Origin of the sequence: Psychrobacter sp. NPDC064578 (assembly GCF_044901245.1) — a bacterium.
In the GTDB taxonomy this organism is placed as follows: Bacteria; Pseudomonadota; Gammaproteobacteria; order Pseudomonadales; family Moraxellaceae; genus Psychrobacter; species Psychrobacter cibarius_C.
Window position 1 is genome coordinate 238,342 of record NZ_JBJDPI010000005.1, and the last position, 15,781, is coordinate 254,122.

Consider the following 15,781-nt stretch of genomic DNA (forward strand, 5'->3'; position numbering starts at 1 on the left):
CAAGTAGTCATCAATGGGACTACCAACCTAAGGCTGTTTTTTGCATGGCAATCAGCTCAGCGATACCTTTTTCGGCAAGAATCAGCATATCGTCGGCTTGAGCGCGGGTAAATGGCTTTTCTTCCGCTGTTCCTTGTAGCTCAATAAATTCGCCTTTTTGGGTCATAACCACATTCAAATCGGTATCACAGCTGGCATCTTCTTCGTAGTTTAGATCTAGATACGCTTTGCCGTCTTTCATACCAACAGAGACCGCAGCGACCAAACCAATCAGTGGATCTGCCTTGAGTTTTTTGCTTTTTTGGATACTCTCTAATGCATCGATAAGCGCAATAGCAGCCCCCGTCACACTAGCAGTACGAGTACCGCCATCGGCTTGCAAAACATCACAATCAAGATAAATGGTATTTTCACCCAGCTTACTCAAGTCAATCATCGCTCGTAAGCTACGACCAATCAAACGCTGGATTTCTTGGGTACGACCTGATTGTTTACCGCGTGCCGCTTCACGTTGGTTACGGGTATTGGTCGCGCGTGGCAACATACCATATTCAGCAGTGATCCAGCCTTTGCCTTTACCTTTCAACCAGCGAGGTACGCCAGACTCGACGCTAGCAGTACATAGTACTTTGGTATCACCAAAGCTGACTAACACTGACCCTTCGGCATGCTTAGTATAATGGCGCTCAAAGCTGATCGAGCGAAGTTGGTCAAGCTCACGATTGTCAATACGCATAAAAATCCCTAGTACAATGTTTTAAAGGCGGTGTCATAAAATGGGGTGTCTGTCATTATGTGGCTAACCATCATTTATCTAGCAAACTATTAATAAGCTAAAATAAATAATGATTGGATGCCATATCAGACGTAAATATTGAGATATCCTAACGTGGCAGCGGCGCAATAGCAAGATTCGTTCGAGCTATTGCGCCGCTACTTTAGCCAGTCATTGGCTTAACAAAGAAATAGCACCAACTTTATTCTAACCCTTCCATCTTACGCAATTCTTTACGCAGGATTTTACCCACGTTTGATTTTGGTAATTCATCGACGAACTGTATGTGACGCGGACGCTTGTAACCCGTCAGTTGCTTTTTGCCAAAATCAAGCAACTCTTGCTCAGTCACATCGCCTTTTTTGACCACAAATAACTTTGGCTCTTCACCGCGGTCATCGTTTGGAATACCGATAGCGCCGCATTCTACCACAGCTGGATGCTCGCTCATGGCTTCTTCAATTTCGTTAGGATAAACATTAAAACCAGAGACCAAAATCATGTCTTTTTTGCGGTCTACGATTTTGATAAAGCCTTTTTCGTCCATGATACCGATATCGCCAGTTTTTAGAAAGCCATTGGCAGTAAACGTTTCAGCTGTTTCCTCTGGACGATTTTGATAACCTATCATCACCTGCGGGCCTTTGACACAAATCTCGCCGCGATCACCCAATGCGACTTCATTTTCATCATCATCGATTAGTATTATATCGGTGCTAGAGGCAGGGATACCAATTTTACCCGTGAACTCAGCAATGGTCATCGGGTTAAAAGCAGCCACTGGTGAGGTTTCTGACAAACCATAACCTTCCACGATAGGCAGACCAGTGATTTTATGCCACTCTTTTGCCACGCTTGGCAAGACAGACATACCGCCACCGATAGACGCTTTTAGGTTAGAGAAATCTAAGTCTGCAAAACCGTCTTTGTGTACTAGACCGTTAAACAAAGTATTCACCGCAGGGATAAAGGCGGGCTTGTATTTGGCCATCTCTTTAATTAGACCATCAAGATCACGAGGGTTTGGGATAAGCAAGCCTGCATAACCTCGGTACATGCCATACATGCCGCAGACCATAAATGAGAATACATGATATAGCGGTAGTGCCGTCAGGATGACATCATTGGCATCAACATCATCATCAAATGCACTGTCCATCAATGCACTAATCTGTAGCATATTGGCAACTAAGTTACCGTGGGACAGCATTGCACCTTTGGCAACCCCTGTCGTACCGCCCGTATATTGCAATAATGCCACGTCGCTTAAATTCAAATCAGGGCGCTTATATTTGCTGGCTGATACTGCATTTAAAGCGTGCTTAAAACTCACGCTGTGTGGCAGGCTATAAGCCGGAATCATTTTTTTGACATGGCGCGCAACGAGGTTAACAACGGCTCCTTTCACTGTTCCTAGCATATCGCCAATCTTACAAACGATGACATGCTCAACCTGACCTTTGTCTTCTGCCTCTTGATAGGTGTTCGCAAAGTTCTCTACGATAAACAGGGCTTTGGTGCCACTATCATGCAGCTGATGCGATAACTCTCGGCTGGTATATAGAGGGTTGACGTTGACCAACACCATACCTGCACGGATGATCCCCAAAGCAACCACTGGATATTGCAGGAGGTTGGGCATCATCACCCCAACTTTATCACCTGTTACCAAGCCTAATGATTGTAAGTAACTGGCAATTTGGCGACTGTATAAATCCAATTCCTTAAAGCTGATCGATGCACCCATACAAATATAGGCCGTTTTTTTCCCATAACGGCTAAAGTTACGCTCAAACACATCAAGTAAAGAGGTATTGTCATCAGGCATATCGATAGTCGCATCAATGCCATAACGCTCATAAGTTTTCAACCAGGGGCTGTCACTATCTATCGTCGGCATAGTAGGAAATACGCTGTCTTTATTATTCATTGCAGCATTATCGTTTGTGGTCTCTTTATTGATACTGTCGGTCATAATTTTCCCTAAATGTTACCGTTAAAAACGTAGAATAATCTAATGAAAACACCATTATTTTTTGTGATTGATCAATGACAGCAGAAGCTTGTGAATAAAAAACGTGGTAACAAAAAAGGTTTGTCATTCACAAGCTTTGTCAATCAAAGCGCAACGTTAAGTCCTTGATAAATAGCACAATAACTCGGCATTGCCGAATTAAAAACCACATTATTCCTGATAGTTTTATCAGAGATATAGCGCAAAACTAACGTCATCTCGTCGATAAATAGACAAATATGTCGGTAAGCACTATAGCAGTTTTGCTAAAAATTCTCTATCTCTACCTGACTGGGTCATAGCGACAAAAAAAGCAATAAATACAAAAAATGATAAGGCAGCATACCAGCAACCTTACCATTTTTGGATCACGACACCCAGTATCACAACCACCACTATCACGACAACTTAGCATCCTGATAGTTTCTTGCAGATTTAATTCGTAGCGTTAGTTTGTAGCTTTAGTTTTTATCATTAGTATCGTGGTGACTTATCATGATGACTTTACGAGTGCCTAACAAACAGTAGCAGACACTCATAAAAATACTCTGGCGCTGAAGGCTAGTTGATTAACCGTGGTTCTTTTCTTCCAGCACGCGCAAATCTTTGTGCAAAATCTTACCGACATTTGATTTTGGTAATTCATCGATGAACTCAACATAACGAGGACGCTTATAACCAGTTAAATTCTCTTTGCTATAAGCAAGCACTTCTTCTTTAGTCAAACTGTCATCACTACGCACGACATAAATCTTTGGCACTTCGCCGCTCTTTTCATCTTCGATACCAATGACACCGCACTCCAAAATCTTTGGATGACCTGACATCACATCTTCGACTTCGTTTGGATAGACGTTAAAGCCAGATACCAAAATCATATTCTTTTTACGATCAACGATTTTAAAGTAGCCTTCTTCATCCATCACGCCGATATCACCCGTACGGAAATAACCGTCAGAGGTCATGACTTCAGCGGTAGCATCATCACGTTTCCAGTAGCCTTTCATAACCTGTGGACCACGAACACAAATCTCGCCGCGCTCACCCAGTGCGACCTCATTGCCTTCTTCATCCAAGATAGCCATGTCTGTCGCTGGCATCGGCAGACCAATATTGCCTGAGAATTCGCCCGTACCTTCTGGGTTTGCTGACGCCACAGGTGAAGTCTCTGACAGACCATAGCCTTGTACGATCACATTACCAGTAATTTTTTGCCATTTGTCAGCGGTGTCTTTTAATACTGCCATGCCACCGCCCATCGACATTTCAAGCTTGCTATGATCTAAGGCTTTGAATGGATCGCTATTTGCCAACGCATTAAACAGCGTATTGACCGCTGGGAAAAACGCTGGTGGATAATCTTTATAAGCTTTGATTAAGCTTGCGCCATCACGTGGATTTGGTACCAGTAACCCGATACAGCCGCGATATAAGCCAAACATGCCGCAAACGGTAAATGAGAAGATATGATATAGCGGCAAGGCGGTCATGATAACTGGCTGCTCATCCATACCTTCAAACTTATCAAAAGCATCGCCAAGATAGGTATCACATTGAATCAGGTTGGCGACTAAATTACCATGCGTGAGCATCGCCCCTTTAGCAACACCTGTGGTACCGCCGGTATATTGCAAAACAGCAATATCATCAAGGCAGATGTTATCTGGACGTTTGTAATTTTTGGCTGAGAAGCGATTCAGCGCCGTTTTGAAGTTGGTGCTGGTTTTAAGGTTATAGTCAGGTACAAGCTTCTTCACGTGACGCACGACCATATTAACGATAAAGCCTTTTAATGGACTCATCAAATCACCCATCGACGTCACGACGACATGGTCAACCAAGTCTTTACCAATGTCTTCATACGTTTTGGCGAAGTTTTCTAAAATAAATAATGCTTTAGTGTCAGAGTCTGTTAGTTGATGCTCAAGCTCTTTTGAGGTGTAAAGCGGGTTAACGTTAACCAAGGTCATGCCAGCACGCAGCACACCCAATACGGCAACCGGTAGCTGCAAAATATTTGGCATCATGACGCCGACTTTATCGCCTTTTTTTAACCCAAGTGATTGCAAGTAGGCAGCAATTTGTTTGCTATAACGATCTAAATCTTCGTAGGAGAGTTTTGCATCCATACAGACAAACGCTGTCTTGCCAGCGTGCTTCGTAAAATTCTGCTCAAATATATCAATTAAAGAAGTATTAGCGGCTGGCATATCAATGTCGTATTGTATACCAAGCTTTTCGTAAGTTTTGACCCATACTTTATCGTTACGACGAATTAGGTTACTGTGATTTTCCATAATCTTTTCTCTCCTAGTAATAGTACGCTACCGTCAACCCATGCGAATCACAGTGTGATAAAAATATAAAAACTCAGAGCGCAGGCTTGTCATCGTAATAGCAAGCTTGGTTGTGAGGTAATCATATGGTGATGAGCAAACAATATAGCGGTAAATAGCCCTCTGTTCATTAACATACACACTTTATACAGACTACTCAATATAAAAGATTGCTACTTGAGTTCGTAAACTGTCTTGACGGTCAATAATGTCATAGTTATCAAAACCTTAATAGCAATAATCGATAATCTTTCAGCGATTTATTAGCAAACATTTATTCATTAATACTCTTTATAGTGTTTTATCATTAATTATTTTTTACCTTTACTATCAAGGGCAGTAGCAAGCTCTTTTAAGGTCACAAAGTTACGCCGTGTACTCTCTTTATCATTATTTAGCACGTCACGACCTGTCGTCTATTCTGACTTATGCCTTTTTAATTTTGCCAATATCCTTTACGATAGCGCTATCCTATTTGTACGCTTGCACCAATTATTTATACCTATTAAAACTGATAAGTGAACCCTATTTTATGTCCGATGTTATTGATCATACGATTGACCCTATTATTCCCAATGAACCGATGGATACTCGCTCAGTCGCAGAGTTCACTGAGCAGGCCTATCTCAACTATGCGATGTACGTCATCATGGATCGGGCGCTGCCAAATATCGCTGACGGTCTAAAGCCTGTACAGCGCCGCATTGTTTACGCCATGAGTGAGCTGGGGCTAAAATCAACGGCAAAGGCGAAAAAATCTGCGCGTACCGTTGGTGATGTATTGGGTAAATACCATCCGCATGGTGATAGTGCTTGTTATGAGGCCATGGTACTGATGGCGCAGCCGTTCAGCTATCGCTATCCGCTCATCACGGGCCAAGGTAACTGGGGTAGCCCAGATGATCCAAAATCATTTGCGGCGATGCGTTATACCGAAGCCAAAATGTCTGCTTATGCCAATACGTTGCTCGCAGAATTGGGTCAAGGTACGGTCGATTGGCAGGATAACTTTGATGGCACGATGCAAGAGCCAACTACCCTACCTGCCCGCCTACCTAACATACTATTAAACGGCACAACAGGTATCGCAGTCGGTATGGCAACAGACATTCCGCCACATAATCTCAACGAAGTGGTACGCGCGGCTATTCGTTTGCTAAAAAATCCCGAGCTATCAGTTAAACAATTAACCCAATCGATACCCGCACCTGATCTGCCAACCCCTGCTGAAATTATCACCAGCAAAAAAGACTTGCAAGCGATGTATGAGACTGGACGCGGCAGCTATAAAATGCGCGCGACGTTCCATGTTGACCCCAAAGAAAAGAATCTTGTCATCATTGATGCGCTTCCCTACCAAGTATCAGGTAATAAAATCCAAGAGCAAATTGCTAAGCTCATGACCGATAAAAAGCTGCCTTGGATTACTGATATTCATGATGAGTCAGATCACGAAAATGCGTGCCGTATCGTACTTGAGCTAAAATCAACCCGAGTCGATGTCGCTCGCGTCATGAGCCATCTGTTTGCCAGTACGGATCTAGAAAGCAATTATCGCGTCAATATGAATATGATTGGCCTAAACGGTAAGCCGCAGGTCAAAAATCTAAAAGAAATTCTTGATGAATGGCTCATCTGTCGCCGTTCAGTGGTCACCCGTCGCTTGCAATATCGCCTCGATAAAATCGACAAGCGCTTACATATCCTCGCAGGTTTGCTGATTGCTTATCTTAATATTGATGAAGTCATTCGCATCATTCGCGAAGAGGACGATCCAAAATTATCGTTAATGCAAGATTATGACCTCACTGATATTCAAGCCAATGCCATCTTGGATATTCGTCTGCGTCAGCTCGCTAAACTAGAAGAGATTGAGCTACGCCGCGAGCAAGATGAACTGGCTGCCGAACGCGCCATCATTCAAGAGTATCTGGACAATCCAGACAGTCTGACCAATCTGATGATTGACGAGCTAACAGCCGATATGAAAGAACATGGCAATGAACGCGTATCACCACTGGCAGAGCGCGAAGAAGCGCAAGCATTAAAAGAATCTGACCTTGTACCGAGCGAACCGATCACTGCCATCCTATCAAAGGCAGGTTGGATTCGTGCTGCCAAAGGTCATGACGTCGATGCCGCTGGCATGAGCTATCGTTCAGGTGACAGCTATCAAGCGCACGTGCGCGGTAAATCCAATGAGAAAATCTACGTGCTCGATAGCACTGGACGCAGCTATAGTATTGATGCGCATAGCCTTGCTTCGGCTCGTGGTCAAGGCGATCCTCTGACCAGTGTGTTAAAGCCACCAGCAGGTGCTAGCTTTGAGCAGCTATTAACCGGTGCTGACAATCAACGCATTATTCTCGCTAGCTCCGCAGGTTATGGCTTTATCAACACCATCGGCAATCTTGATAGCAATCAAAAAGCGGGTAAAAACATCATTAACCTAGCGGCTGATAGTCGATTGCTCCCTGTTGCGCGTATCGATGCGCCAGTAGAAACGACTGCCAATGCTGATGGTGACAATACCCATGCAAAGGTAGCGCCTGACCATATCGCTGTCGTGACCAATGCTGGATATTTACTGATATTTTCCCTCGATGATTTACCTGAACAGGCACGCGGTAAAGGTAATAAGCTAATTAAATTGAAAGAGAATGAGGAAGTGCTCGCCATTACGCCTCTCAGTCAGCAAGACAGCCTAATTATTACCGCTGGCAAACGCCATGTGACACTCAAGCCAAATGATTTGGCTAATTATACGGGTGTGCGAGGTAATCGAGGTGGTCAGCTACCAAGAGGCTTTCAGAATGTGACGAGTGTTGAGGTTGCGGATTAAGTTTTTTGAATACTGAAGCAAAAGCTTAGCTATAGCTACTACTTCACCTAAAGCTTTAAATAAATAAAATATATGAAAAAGAAGGTAGAGATGCACGAGCAAATACCTAATAATTATAATCAAGAGCGATTTTATTCAGTGCATGGCAGAATAGGCCGCATTCGCTTCTTAGCGTATAACCTATTACTTAATATCATGCTCATACCTTTAGTTTTAATTGCTGGCGGGCTGCTTGAGATTAGCTCTTACTTATTTAGTGATGACAGCAAAATTACTGATGCTTTAAGTTTTTTGATTGTTATTTTGGCTTTTTTAGTGTATCTCTACATCTTACTCATACCTAGCAAGCGCAGGCTTAATGATTTAAATATATCAGGTTGGGTATCTCTTTTGTGGTTCATTCCGGTAGTTAATCTAATACCGTTACTATGCCTTGCATTTGTTAAAGGAGATATTAACGTTAACGATTATGGTACACTTTCTGAACCACCTTCGTTATTAACTAAAATTATAGCGGTGTTAATGCCTATTATAACCATCTTTATGATTATATTTATTTTTTTATCTGCATCAATTGCTATGCATGCCTATCAGTTGGATTTTTTCTAACGACTAAGTCAGCATACTTTATCGCTGCCCAAACATACCTTATTCTCACCAAAAAGCCGACTATATAATTTGTATCGACGGCTTTTTCACACTAGCTAAAACGATACAAACGTTAATAGCAATCTACTTCAAGTGTGGTCTTAGTGCGTAGGGTGCACTCCACACACCGATGAGATTAATAACGTTAAAAAATAGAAAACTGGACGCAGTTTACGACTTTAATTATTAGTGACTATATGAAAGCTTTAGCAATAATTGTATCTTTTTTATTTTTATTCTGCGCAATAGTAGTAATTTTGGTGACTCCAACTTTTGGAGAATTGTATAAAAGTTTTGGTGTTGATATACCAGTCTTCACTAAGGTCGTGTTAAGTACTCATAAATACTGGTTAGGGTTAGCCTTGATCCCAATACCTTTGGTTTATTTGTTGGAACCGTCAAAAAGATGGCAAGCTACCACTCAATATTTTCTCTTAGCTTTGGCTATTCTTCTTATTCCTTTGACCATTATTGCTCTTTATCTACCTATTTTTGAAATGGGTAGCGTCGTTGGTTAAATTGCATTAGTAAATATAAATGATGCCTTTATCATATAGAGTTGACGGCCTGGCGTAGGCTGAACTTCAGGTTTCCATTACATAAATAAAAACCGAAAGGTGCATGGAAGGCACGCTTTAACTTTCGAAAGCCGACACGCTATATACAGCTACGACTACTACCGCATTGACCATATGCTGCTGCGAAAGCTGCATATGTAAGACCAACACCTAAAGCTTGAATAGGTAGAGTGACGATATCTACTGCCATGGCAACTGGTAGTAGAACCGCGCTAAACTTATTAGCGTTACTGCCTGTCTCCCACTTATAATTCAACTGGATATTTAAGGGCTGCTTGAGCTTATAATTGACGTCATTAATGTTTTGTACTGCAGAAGCTACCGTCAGCTCAACGTTTACTGCACGCTGACAAATTAAATTTTTTTGCTCAGTAACAATGGCTGTCTTACATTCAAATCCAAAACTTTCTAACTTTGATTGCTCGTTAATCTTTAGGGCACTAATCGGCTTAGCATATAGCAAGCCAACAGTTGTAGGTACGTTTTTAATTTGATTTGATTCATCATTTTCTACATCTAGAATAAGCTCATTGGAACCAGCTTGAGTTTTTTGTTGAATATTACGATTGGTATATGAAGATTGAGTGTCGATATATAACGAGCCTAAATCCACTTGAGCGAAAATTCTTTTAAACAGATCAGATTGCGTATTAGCAGAGACTACAGGCTCTACCAAAAAACTATAATTTTTACCAGCTAGAATCATAGCATCTTCGTATCCTTGTATAGGTTTATTAGGATATCCCACTGCAATGACGCTCTCAGATAAAACGTTTTTTGTGTGCTCCTTTTTATTATCGTTTTTGGCATAATCTGTAAGACCGATAGTCGCACAACTATTTAATACGATTGATGAACCTAAAAGCGTTACTAGTAATAAAGACAATTTTTTCATATGTATAATCCGTTTAAGTTATTCAAATAGCGAACGCCTCAGATGATAATACACAACATATGTAGAATTACAACACTCAACCTTTACGATCTATAAATATAAGATATTGAAAACAACTAAAAAGCCGCCTATACACACGGTATAGACGGCTTTTTTACGACAATCAGAATAGAAAAATCGTCTAAGACTTGTTAGAGTCAGCATTTTCAAAAACTGCTGTCAAAAAGCTTTTAATCTGAGCACTTGTCATTAGATAGGGATTATAGTCAGAACCTGCTGAGAAGCTTTTGAGGGCATAGTCTTCATCTTCAGCGCTTGATGTTAGATGTTTCACTAAAAACCCATTCCATTGACGCGACTCTATTTCCTCTATATTAACAATATTGGGAAAAATGGTTGAATGCTCGTCAAGTATTTTTTCTAAGGCAATATTGATAGCGGGTCTTGTCCCTTGAAAACTTTGAACGAAATAACCTTCACTAATGACTAAAGCTGAAGCTATATTATTTTCTTCAAAATACCTTCGCCAATACTCAAGCGCGCGAGTCAGCTCGATTCCCGAATCTAGGTCGACATTTTTGGCGATATATATCATGTTGATAAGAATATGCTCGCCATTTATTTTTTTGCTTTCTGGAGTATGGCTTGTCGCTATAGTCATGAGAAACCTTATTTATAAAAACCTGATCTAATTTAAGATAAAGTATAATCAATAAAATTTTTTTTCTTAGTGGTTTTTTGTCATCTAGCATCATTGTATTTCTAGAAATAAGCATTGGAATTTTAATGAATTAGGACGCTGACACTTCTCGGAGTACAATTGTACTATAAAAATTGGCGCAATGACTGCGATATCATTAGTCTAATAATTAACAAGTCTAATTTATATTTTCCTATAGCACGGTTTCAACCCTAACATACGACTGACCCACGATTACTGATGGCTCAGACGTTGCAAACATCACTTACTCTTACTAAAAATCCGTCTATACACACGGTATAGACGGATTTTTTATGCTCATTAAAACGATCAGAACATCAATACCGACCCATCTCAACCGTTGTCTCAGCAAGCACACTATCGCCTTGCCAAGCCTGCACATCTACCGTATACAGATGGTTTTTACCACCTGAACAAGGTGGTTTATATGCCCCTCCCGCTTCCCCTGCACGGCTACGATATTCCGCGACCATCTCAATCCCAACTGGCACTTCATAGGTATGCCCAAACACACGTGGAATCTCAGCACTCGTAGCACCTTCTGGTAGGTTAAACTCTACAATGCCATGTCCACCATGTTGCATACGTTTATTGCTCACATCGTTATAAACGAAGACCAAGCTCTCCGCGCCCATCGGTATGTTTGAGACCGTCATGCTCGGCGTGGCTGGATTTTTGCCATCATAGTTTAGACACTGCTGCCCTTCAGGTATTTTTTTGCCATTCCAAGCAGCATCGTTAAACTTAACATCCATTGCAAAGGCATTGGCAGATAGTGCCAATGTTGCCAATGCCGTCAAAGCGGTGACTGATTTTAAGGTAAAAATTTTCATACTAGCTCCTTTAGATAGCGGATACACTGATAAAAACCGTTCATCATTTTGTTAACTGATATTGATCGTTAATCTTAACCTTATAATAAATAGCCACTATTAAGTTAATTATATCGTTTAGGGTTTTTGTTAACCCTTCGAATAAGCGCAAATCAATCGCAATGCCAGCAAAGCGAATACCGCAGCAGTAGCCACATTTGCATCATCGCAGGTTACTCTATAGGTATTTATCTCTTTGGGTGTGTTGTAGTAGTATCTAAATCATTGGTATTGAAACGACTAAAAAACAATAGGATCATCATGTTTATCGAAGACAAAATCGCCACAGAAAGTATGACTATCAAGACTCCGACACCCAAGATCATCTTTTTTGACATCGATGATACCTTGAGCCGCAATGGCATCATTGCCGAACACAACAAAGCGACCCTTGAGGAGCTTGCAGGTACTGATATTAAGCTGGTGATTTCAACGGGACGCTCCAAAGCCATATTGCCAGCAGATATTTTAGCCTTGCTCGAAGCTGATGTCTTAGATGCGATTATTTGTATGAATGGACAGTATAGTTTTGATAAAAAGGGTCGAATTAGCCACTATCCGTTATCCGCTGAGCAAACGGATACAATCGTGCGTCTGTGCCAACAGAGCGAGTTGATTCATAAGTTTGACTCTGCCACCCATATCGCTTGGTCAGGTGAAAATGAGCGCTTGCGCGAGTTTAATGCCATCACGCCAAACTCTATTCTTGACCCAGATTATCATAAGGCAAATACGGTCTATCAATGCTCAGTATTTTTTAACAATCCAGAAGAGAAGATGCAAGATATCGACTTTGCAGAGGATGATTTAAAGCTGGTACATTGGCATCACATCGGTGCAGATATCCTGCCAGCAAACGCCTCTAAAGCACGCGGTATCAAAGACGTCTGTCAGTATTATGGCGTAGATGCACGTGAATGTATGGCGTTCGGTGATGGCATGAATGATTTAGAGATGTTTGATTTAGTCGGCTATGCGGTAGCGATGGGCGATGCTCAGCCCGCACTAATCGAGCGCGCAGATTTCGTCACTGGCACAATTGAAGAGTACGGGATACAAGCAGTGCTTGAACAATTTAAGATAGCATCATAAGTATAAGAATCTTAAGAGAAAGTAGTCATAGCGTTTATCTTTATAACCAAAAAAAACCCCTTGCCAATCGCTGACAAGGGTTTTTGTTTTTCTAGTTATTGCTAATTTTTACGTCATCACTCAGAGCTGGTTGACTTAATAAGGTAGCGAGCGAGGTACCAAGAATAATGCCGCATATAACTATCTGAATAATTAAATATAGAGCAAAAAAGGACTTAACGCTTCCTTGTCATCAAACTATAAACCCAGCCACCAATTTTATAAAAGCCGACGACCATCAGGATAAGCACCAGCGCTGCCAGTACATAGGCCAGCCAATTAGGCACACTACTCAGCCAACCAATGGTAAATGCCAAGCCCATATAGGTTTCCACCGGCCAGTTTAAGATAGGCGTCGGTGAGCCAGCATGGAACATCATCATAAAAGCGACCATCCCAATTACTGCGGCGATGATTCCAGCTCGTTTACGGTTATTCATCTTATTCCTCTATCTCTTAGTTAATCAATGTGGTCAGAAGTTTGTTTGCTTGTTTTTTATTTTATCTTGCTATTTTTATCAACGTTTAGATATCACGGCCTCAAAGCATCAAAGCCTTAAGGCATCGTCAAACCGCCATCGACAGCGATAGACTGTCCGGTGATGGCCAAGCTCAAATCAGACGCCATTAATAGCACCGAATTGGCAAAGTCAGCCACCGAGGTTGCTTGTCGTAATGGCGTGGTGGTGGCGATAGAATCAAAGACTTCTTCAGTCGTTAAACGGCTCGCATCCGTGGTTTGTAGCAATCCGCCAGCCAGCAAGTTAACACGGATGCCGTATTGTCCAAGCTCCGCAGCCAAGTTACGCGTCAGCCCAATCAATGCAGATTTGGCAGTGGTATAGTCGTAATAAGTGACCACCGGATTATAAACAAGATTGGTCGAGATATTGATAATCTTGCCCATTTTTTGCGTTTTCATTTGTGGTAGTACCGCTTGCACACTATTGACCGCACCTTTGACAATACCGTCAAGCTGCTGCGAAAAATGCGCCCATTTGACGGTTTCGATACTGGTATAGTCGGCACTGGGATTAAACTGATAACTTGGCAAGGCGTTATTGACCAATATATCAATGCGACCATAACGCGCAACCACTTCAGCTGCCAGCGCTTGCATTTGTGCTAAATCGCTAACATCAGCTTGATAAGCAAATGCTTGACCACCTGCGGCAATGATATCGGCAACCACTTGGTCGGCAGCGCCTTTACTATTAAGATAATTGACGCAAACGCGTGCGCCTGCTGCTGCCATTTGCTCAGCAATCTGAGCGCCAAGTCCGCGACTAGCGCCAGTGACGATAGCGACTTTATCCGTGAGCAGCGCTGGAATCAGGGGGTTACTCTGAGTCATGATGTTGCATCCTTTATTATTGTGTTATGGTTAATCTATTTGTTTTATATAAACTATATTGTTAAGTGATGGCTGAAAAATAAACCAGCGCCCATCATAACATGATTATTTGTGCTTATTATCTTACAAAAGTTTAGCGGAAGACCTCATACTATTACTTGTAAATAATTCTTAGCCAGTTATTAGCATGAGCCTTAATAGTGGTATGAATACCGAGCGCATCCTTACCCTTTAAATTATTCACAATCATAGCCATAATAGTTTTACATTTGGCTCGATAGCTTATATTCAACACTTAGCACTTAGCACTTAGCACTTAGCACTTAGCACTTAGCATTAACTATCTACCATCTAACTTTTACTCATTTGCATCATTCTTACTTTAGGAGAGATATCTTGACCCATTTATCATCGTCCCACTCTGCCGCTCACAGCGTTGTTCGTGGCACTCGTATATTGCCAAAAGCGCTTTTAGCGGTGACAGTCGGACTTGCACTTGCCAGCTGTAGCAACTCTGACAATGCGGCAACTGACGGTACAACTGCCAGTACAGAAACGCTTAATTTGTATAACTGGTCTGAGTATATGCCGCAGGAAATTCTCGACGGCTTTACCGAAGAGACGGGCATTCGGGTCAATTACACCACTTTTGATTCTAACGAAGCCATGTACGCCAAGCTCAAATTGCTTGATGATTCTAGCCAATATGATTTAGCGATTCCATCGACCTATTATGTCGAAAAAATGGCCAAAGAAGGGTTGCTACAAGAGCTGGATAAATCAAAACTAAGCAATTTTAAGAATCTTGATACCTCATTTACCAATACCAAAGTTGACCCAGAAAACAAATACTCGATTCCTTACATGTGGGGCAGCACCGGTCTTGCCATCAATGGCGAAGCGGTTGATCCTACGACCGTAAATAGCTGGAATGACTTATGGCGTCCTGAGTATAAAGGTCAAGTGATGCTGATGAATGACATGCGCGAAGTGTTTGGTATGGCGCTATTGACCCTTGGCTATTCAGGTAATAGTAAAAACCCTGATGAAATCAAAGCTGCTTATGAGAAGCTAACAACCTTGATGCCAAATGTAAAAACCTTCAACTCCGATGCCTCGCGCATGCCGTATATGGAAGGCGAAACCACGGTTGGTATGAGTTGGAATGGTGAAGCTATCATCGCCAATAACGAAGGCTTGACCAGCTTGGTTTATAAATACCCAACTGAGGGCGCCATCTTATGGATGGATAACTTTGTGATTCCAAAAAACGCCAAACAAGTCGATGCAGCACACAAATTTATTGACTACTTACTGCGTCCTGAGAACTCTAAAATCGTCAGCGAAGAGATTGGTTATGCCTCGCCTAATATCGCCGCGCGTGAGATGATGCCAGAAGAGGTTAGAAACAATCCAACCATTTATCCAAGCAAAGATGTCCTAGCAAAAGCGGAATTCCAAGAAGATGTCGGTGATGAAGCCTTGCAAGTTTATCAGCAGTATTGGGATAAGCTGAAAACCGGTCGTTAATCATTGTTTGTTAAAATATGATTATTAATGGCTGATGGTTATTAGCTGTTTTTAATAAATATGGTTATAAAAAAACGCTGACCTT

General features: G+C 41.7%; 13 protein-coding genes. 5 read left to right on the top strand and 8 right to left on the bottom strand.

Features of this window, described 5'->3' with window-relative positions:
* Positions 1-19: 19 nt before the first annotated feature.
* The 3 genes from rph to ACI2JM_RS08010 all read right to left on the bottom strand — a co-directional run bounded on the left by rph (position 20) and on the right by ACI2JM_RS08010 (position 5,086).
* On the bottom strand, positions 20-736 hold the full coding sequence (gene rph, locus ACI2JM_RS08000) for a ribonuclease PH (protein ID WP_045443953.1): 717 nt from the start codon (positions 734-736) through the stop codon (positions 20-22).
* A gap of 241 nt (positions 737-977) precedes the next feature.
* Positions 978-2,705: an AMP-binding protein gene (locus tag ACI2JM_RS08005; RefSeq protein ID WP_404643465.1), complete on the bottom strand. Its 1,728-nt coding sequence runs from the start codon at positions 2,703-2,705 to the stop codon at positions 978-980.
* A 653-nt stretch (positions 2,706-3,358) separates the two neighbouring features.
* On the bottom strand, positions 3,359-5,086 hold the full coding sequence (locus ACI2JM_RS08010; protein WP_201582061.1) for an AMP-binding protein: 1,728 nt from the start codon (positions 5,084-5,086) through the stop codon (positions 3,359-3,361).
* A 571-nt stretch (positions 5,087-5,657) separates the two neighbouring features.
* Here ACI2JM_RS08010 and parC point away from each other — a divergent pair.
* The 3 genes from parC (at position 5,658) to ACI2JM_RS08025 (ending at position 9,133) form a co-directional block, all read left to right on the top strand.
* Positions 5,658-7,967, top strand: coding sequence for a DNA topoisomerase IV subunit A (parC, locus tag ACI2JM_RS08015; RefSeq protein ID WP_404643411.1), 2,310 nt, complete (start codon positions 5,658-5,660; stop codon positions 7,965-7,967).
* Positions 7,968-8,057: 90 nt separating this feature from the next.
* The gene (locus ACI2JM_RS08020) at positions 8,058-8,576 is read left to right on the top strand and encodes a DUF805 domain-containing protein (RefSeq protein WP_404643413.1); all 519 of its coding nucleotides are present in this window, start codon (positions 8,058-8,060) and stop codon (positions 8,574-8,576) included.
* A 236-nt stretch (positions 8,577-8,812) separates the two neighbouring features.
* Positions 8,813-9,133, top strand: a complete 321-nt coding sequence (locus ACI2JM_RS08025) for a hypothetical protein (RefSeq protein WP_045453431.1) — start codon at positions 8,813-8,815, stop codon at positions 9,131-9,133.
* A gap of 139 nt (positions 9,134-9,272) precedes the next feature.
* Here ACI2JM_RS08025 and ACI2JM_RS08030 read toward each other — a convergent pair whose 3' ends face one another.
* The 3 genes from ACI2JM_RS08030 to ACI2JM_RS08040 all read right to left on the bottom strand — a co-directional run bounded on the left by ACI2JM_RS08030 (position 9,273) and on the right by ACI2JM_RS08040 (position 11,642).
* Positions 9,273-10,088, bottom strand: a complete 816-nt coding sequence (locus ACI2JM_RS08030) for a hypothetical protein (protein ID WP_045453427.1) — start codon at positions 10,086-10,088, stop codon at positions 9,273-9,275.
* A gap of 181 nt (positions 10,089-10,269) precedes the next feature.
* Positions 10,270-10,749, bottom strand: coding sequence for a BLUF domain-containing protein (locus ACI2JM_RS08035; RefSeq protein WP_404643416.1), 480 nt, complete (start codon positions 10,747-10,749; stop codon positions 10,270-10,272).
* A gap of 377 nt (positions 10,750-11,126) precedes the next feature.
* On the bottom strand, positions 11,127-11,642 hold the full coding sequence (locus ACI2JM_RS08040) for a hypothetical protein (protein WP_404643418.1): 516 nt from the start codon (positions 11,640-11,642) through the stop codon (positions 11,127-11,129).
* A gap of 300 nt (positions 11,643-11,942) precedes the next feature.
* Here ACI2JM_RS08040 and ACI2JM_RS08045 point away from each other — a divergent pair, with 300 nt between their 5' ends.
* Positions 11,943-12,773: an HAD family hydrolase gene (locus tag ACI2JM_RS08045; protein ID WP_404643420.1), complete on the top strand. Its 831-nt coding sequence runs from the start codon at positions 11,943-11,945 to the stop codon at positions 12,771-12,773.
* A 215-nt stretch (positions 12,774-12,988) separates the two neighbouring features.
* Here ACI2JM_RS08045 and ACI2JM_RS08050 read toward each other — a convergent pair whose 3' ends face one another.
* Both ACI2JM_RS08050 and ACI2JM_RS08055 read right to left on the bottom strand, forming a co-directional pair.
* Complete coding sequence (locus tag ACI2JM_RS08050) at positions 12,989-13,252, bottom strand: hypothetical protein (RefSeq protein WP_201565026.1); 264 nt, start codon at positions 13,250-13,252, stop codon at positions 12,989-12,991.
* A 116-nt stretch (positions 13,253-13,368) separates the two neighbouring features.
* A complete protein-coding gene (locus ACI2JM_RS08055) occupies positions 13,369-14,166 on the bottom strand; it encodes a 3-oxoacyl-ACP reductase (protein WP_404643422.1) in 798 nt (265 codons plus the stop codon).
* 396 nt (positions 14,167-14,562) lie between these two features.
* Here ACI2JM_RS08055 and ACI2JM_RS08060 point away from each other — a divergent pair, with 396 nt between their 5' ends.
* Positions 14,563-15,696 (top strand): PotD/PotF family extracellular solute-binding protein, encoded by a 1,134-nt coding sequence (locus ACI2JM_RS08060; protein ID WP_404643424.1) that lies wholly within the window; start codon positions 14,563-14,565, stop codon positions 15,694-15,696.
* Positions 15,697-15,781: the final 85 nt, after the last annotated feature.

Bases quoted from the DNA above. Each gene is read 5' to 3' on its own strand.
- rph (WP_045443953.1), bottom strand. From the start codon at position 736: ATGCGTATTGACAATCGTGAGCTTGACCAACTTCGCTCGATCAGCTTT.
- ACI2JM_RS08005 (WP_404643465.1), bottom strand. From the start codon at position 2,705: ATGAATAATAAAGACAGCGTATTTCCTACTATGCCGACGATAGATAGT.
- ACI2JM_RS08010 (WP_201582061.1), bottom strand. From the start codon at position 5,086: ATGGAAAATCACAGTAACCTAATTCGTCGTAACGATAAAGTATGGGTC.
- parC (WP_404643411.1), top strand. From the start codon at position 5,658: ATGTCCGATGTTATTGATCATACGATTGACCCTATTATTCCCAATGAA.
- ACI2JM_RS08020 (WP_404643413.1), top strand. From the start codon at position 8,058: ATGCACGAGCAAATACCTAATAATTATAATCAAGAGCGATTTTATTCA.
- ACI2JM_RS08025 (WP_045453431.1), top strand. From the start codon at position 8,813: ATGAAAGCTTTAGCAATAATTGTATCTTTTTTATTTTTATTCTGCGCA.
- ACI2JM_RS08030 (WP_045453427.1), bottom strand. From the start codon at position 10,088: ATGAAAAAATTGTCTTTATTACTAGTAACGCTTTTAGGTTCATCAATC.
- ACI2JM_RS08035 (WP_404643416.1), bottom strand. From the start codon at position 10,749: ATGACTATAGCGACAAGCCATACTCCAGAAAGCAAAAAAATAAATGGC.
- ACI2JM_RS08040 (WP_404643418.1), bottom strand. From the start codon at position 11,642: ATGAAAATTTTTACCTTAAAATCAGTCACCGCTTTGACGGCATTGGCA.
- ACI2JM_RS08045 (WP_404643420.1), top strand. From the start codon at position 11,943: ATGTTTATCGAAGACAAAATCGCCACAGAAAGTATGACTATCAAGACT.
- ACI2JM_RS08050 (WP_201565026.1), bottom strand. From the start codon at position 13,252: ATGAATAACCGTAAACGAGCTGGAATCATCGCCGCAGTAATTGGGATG.
- ACI2JM_RS08055 (WP_404643422.1), bottom strand. From the start codon at position 14,166: ATGACTCAGAGTAACCCCCTGATTCCAGCGCTGCTCACGGATAAAGTC.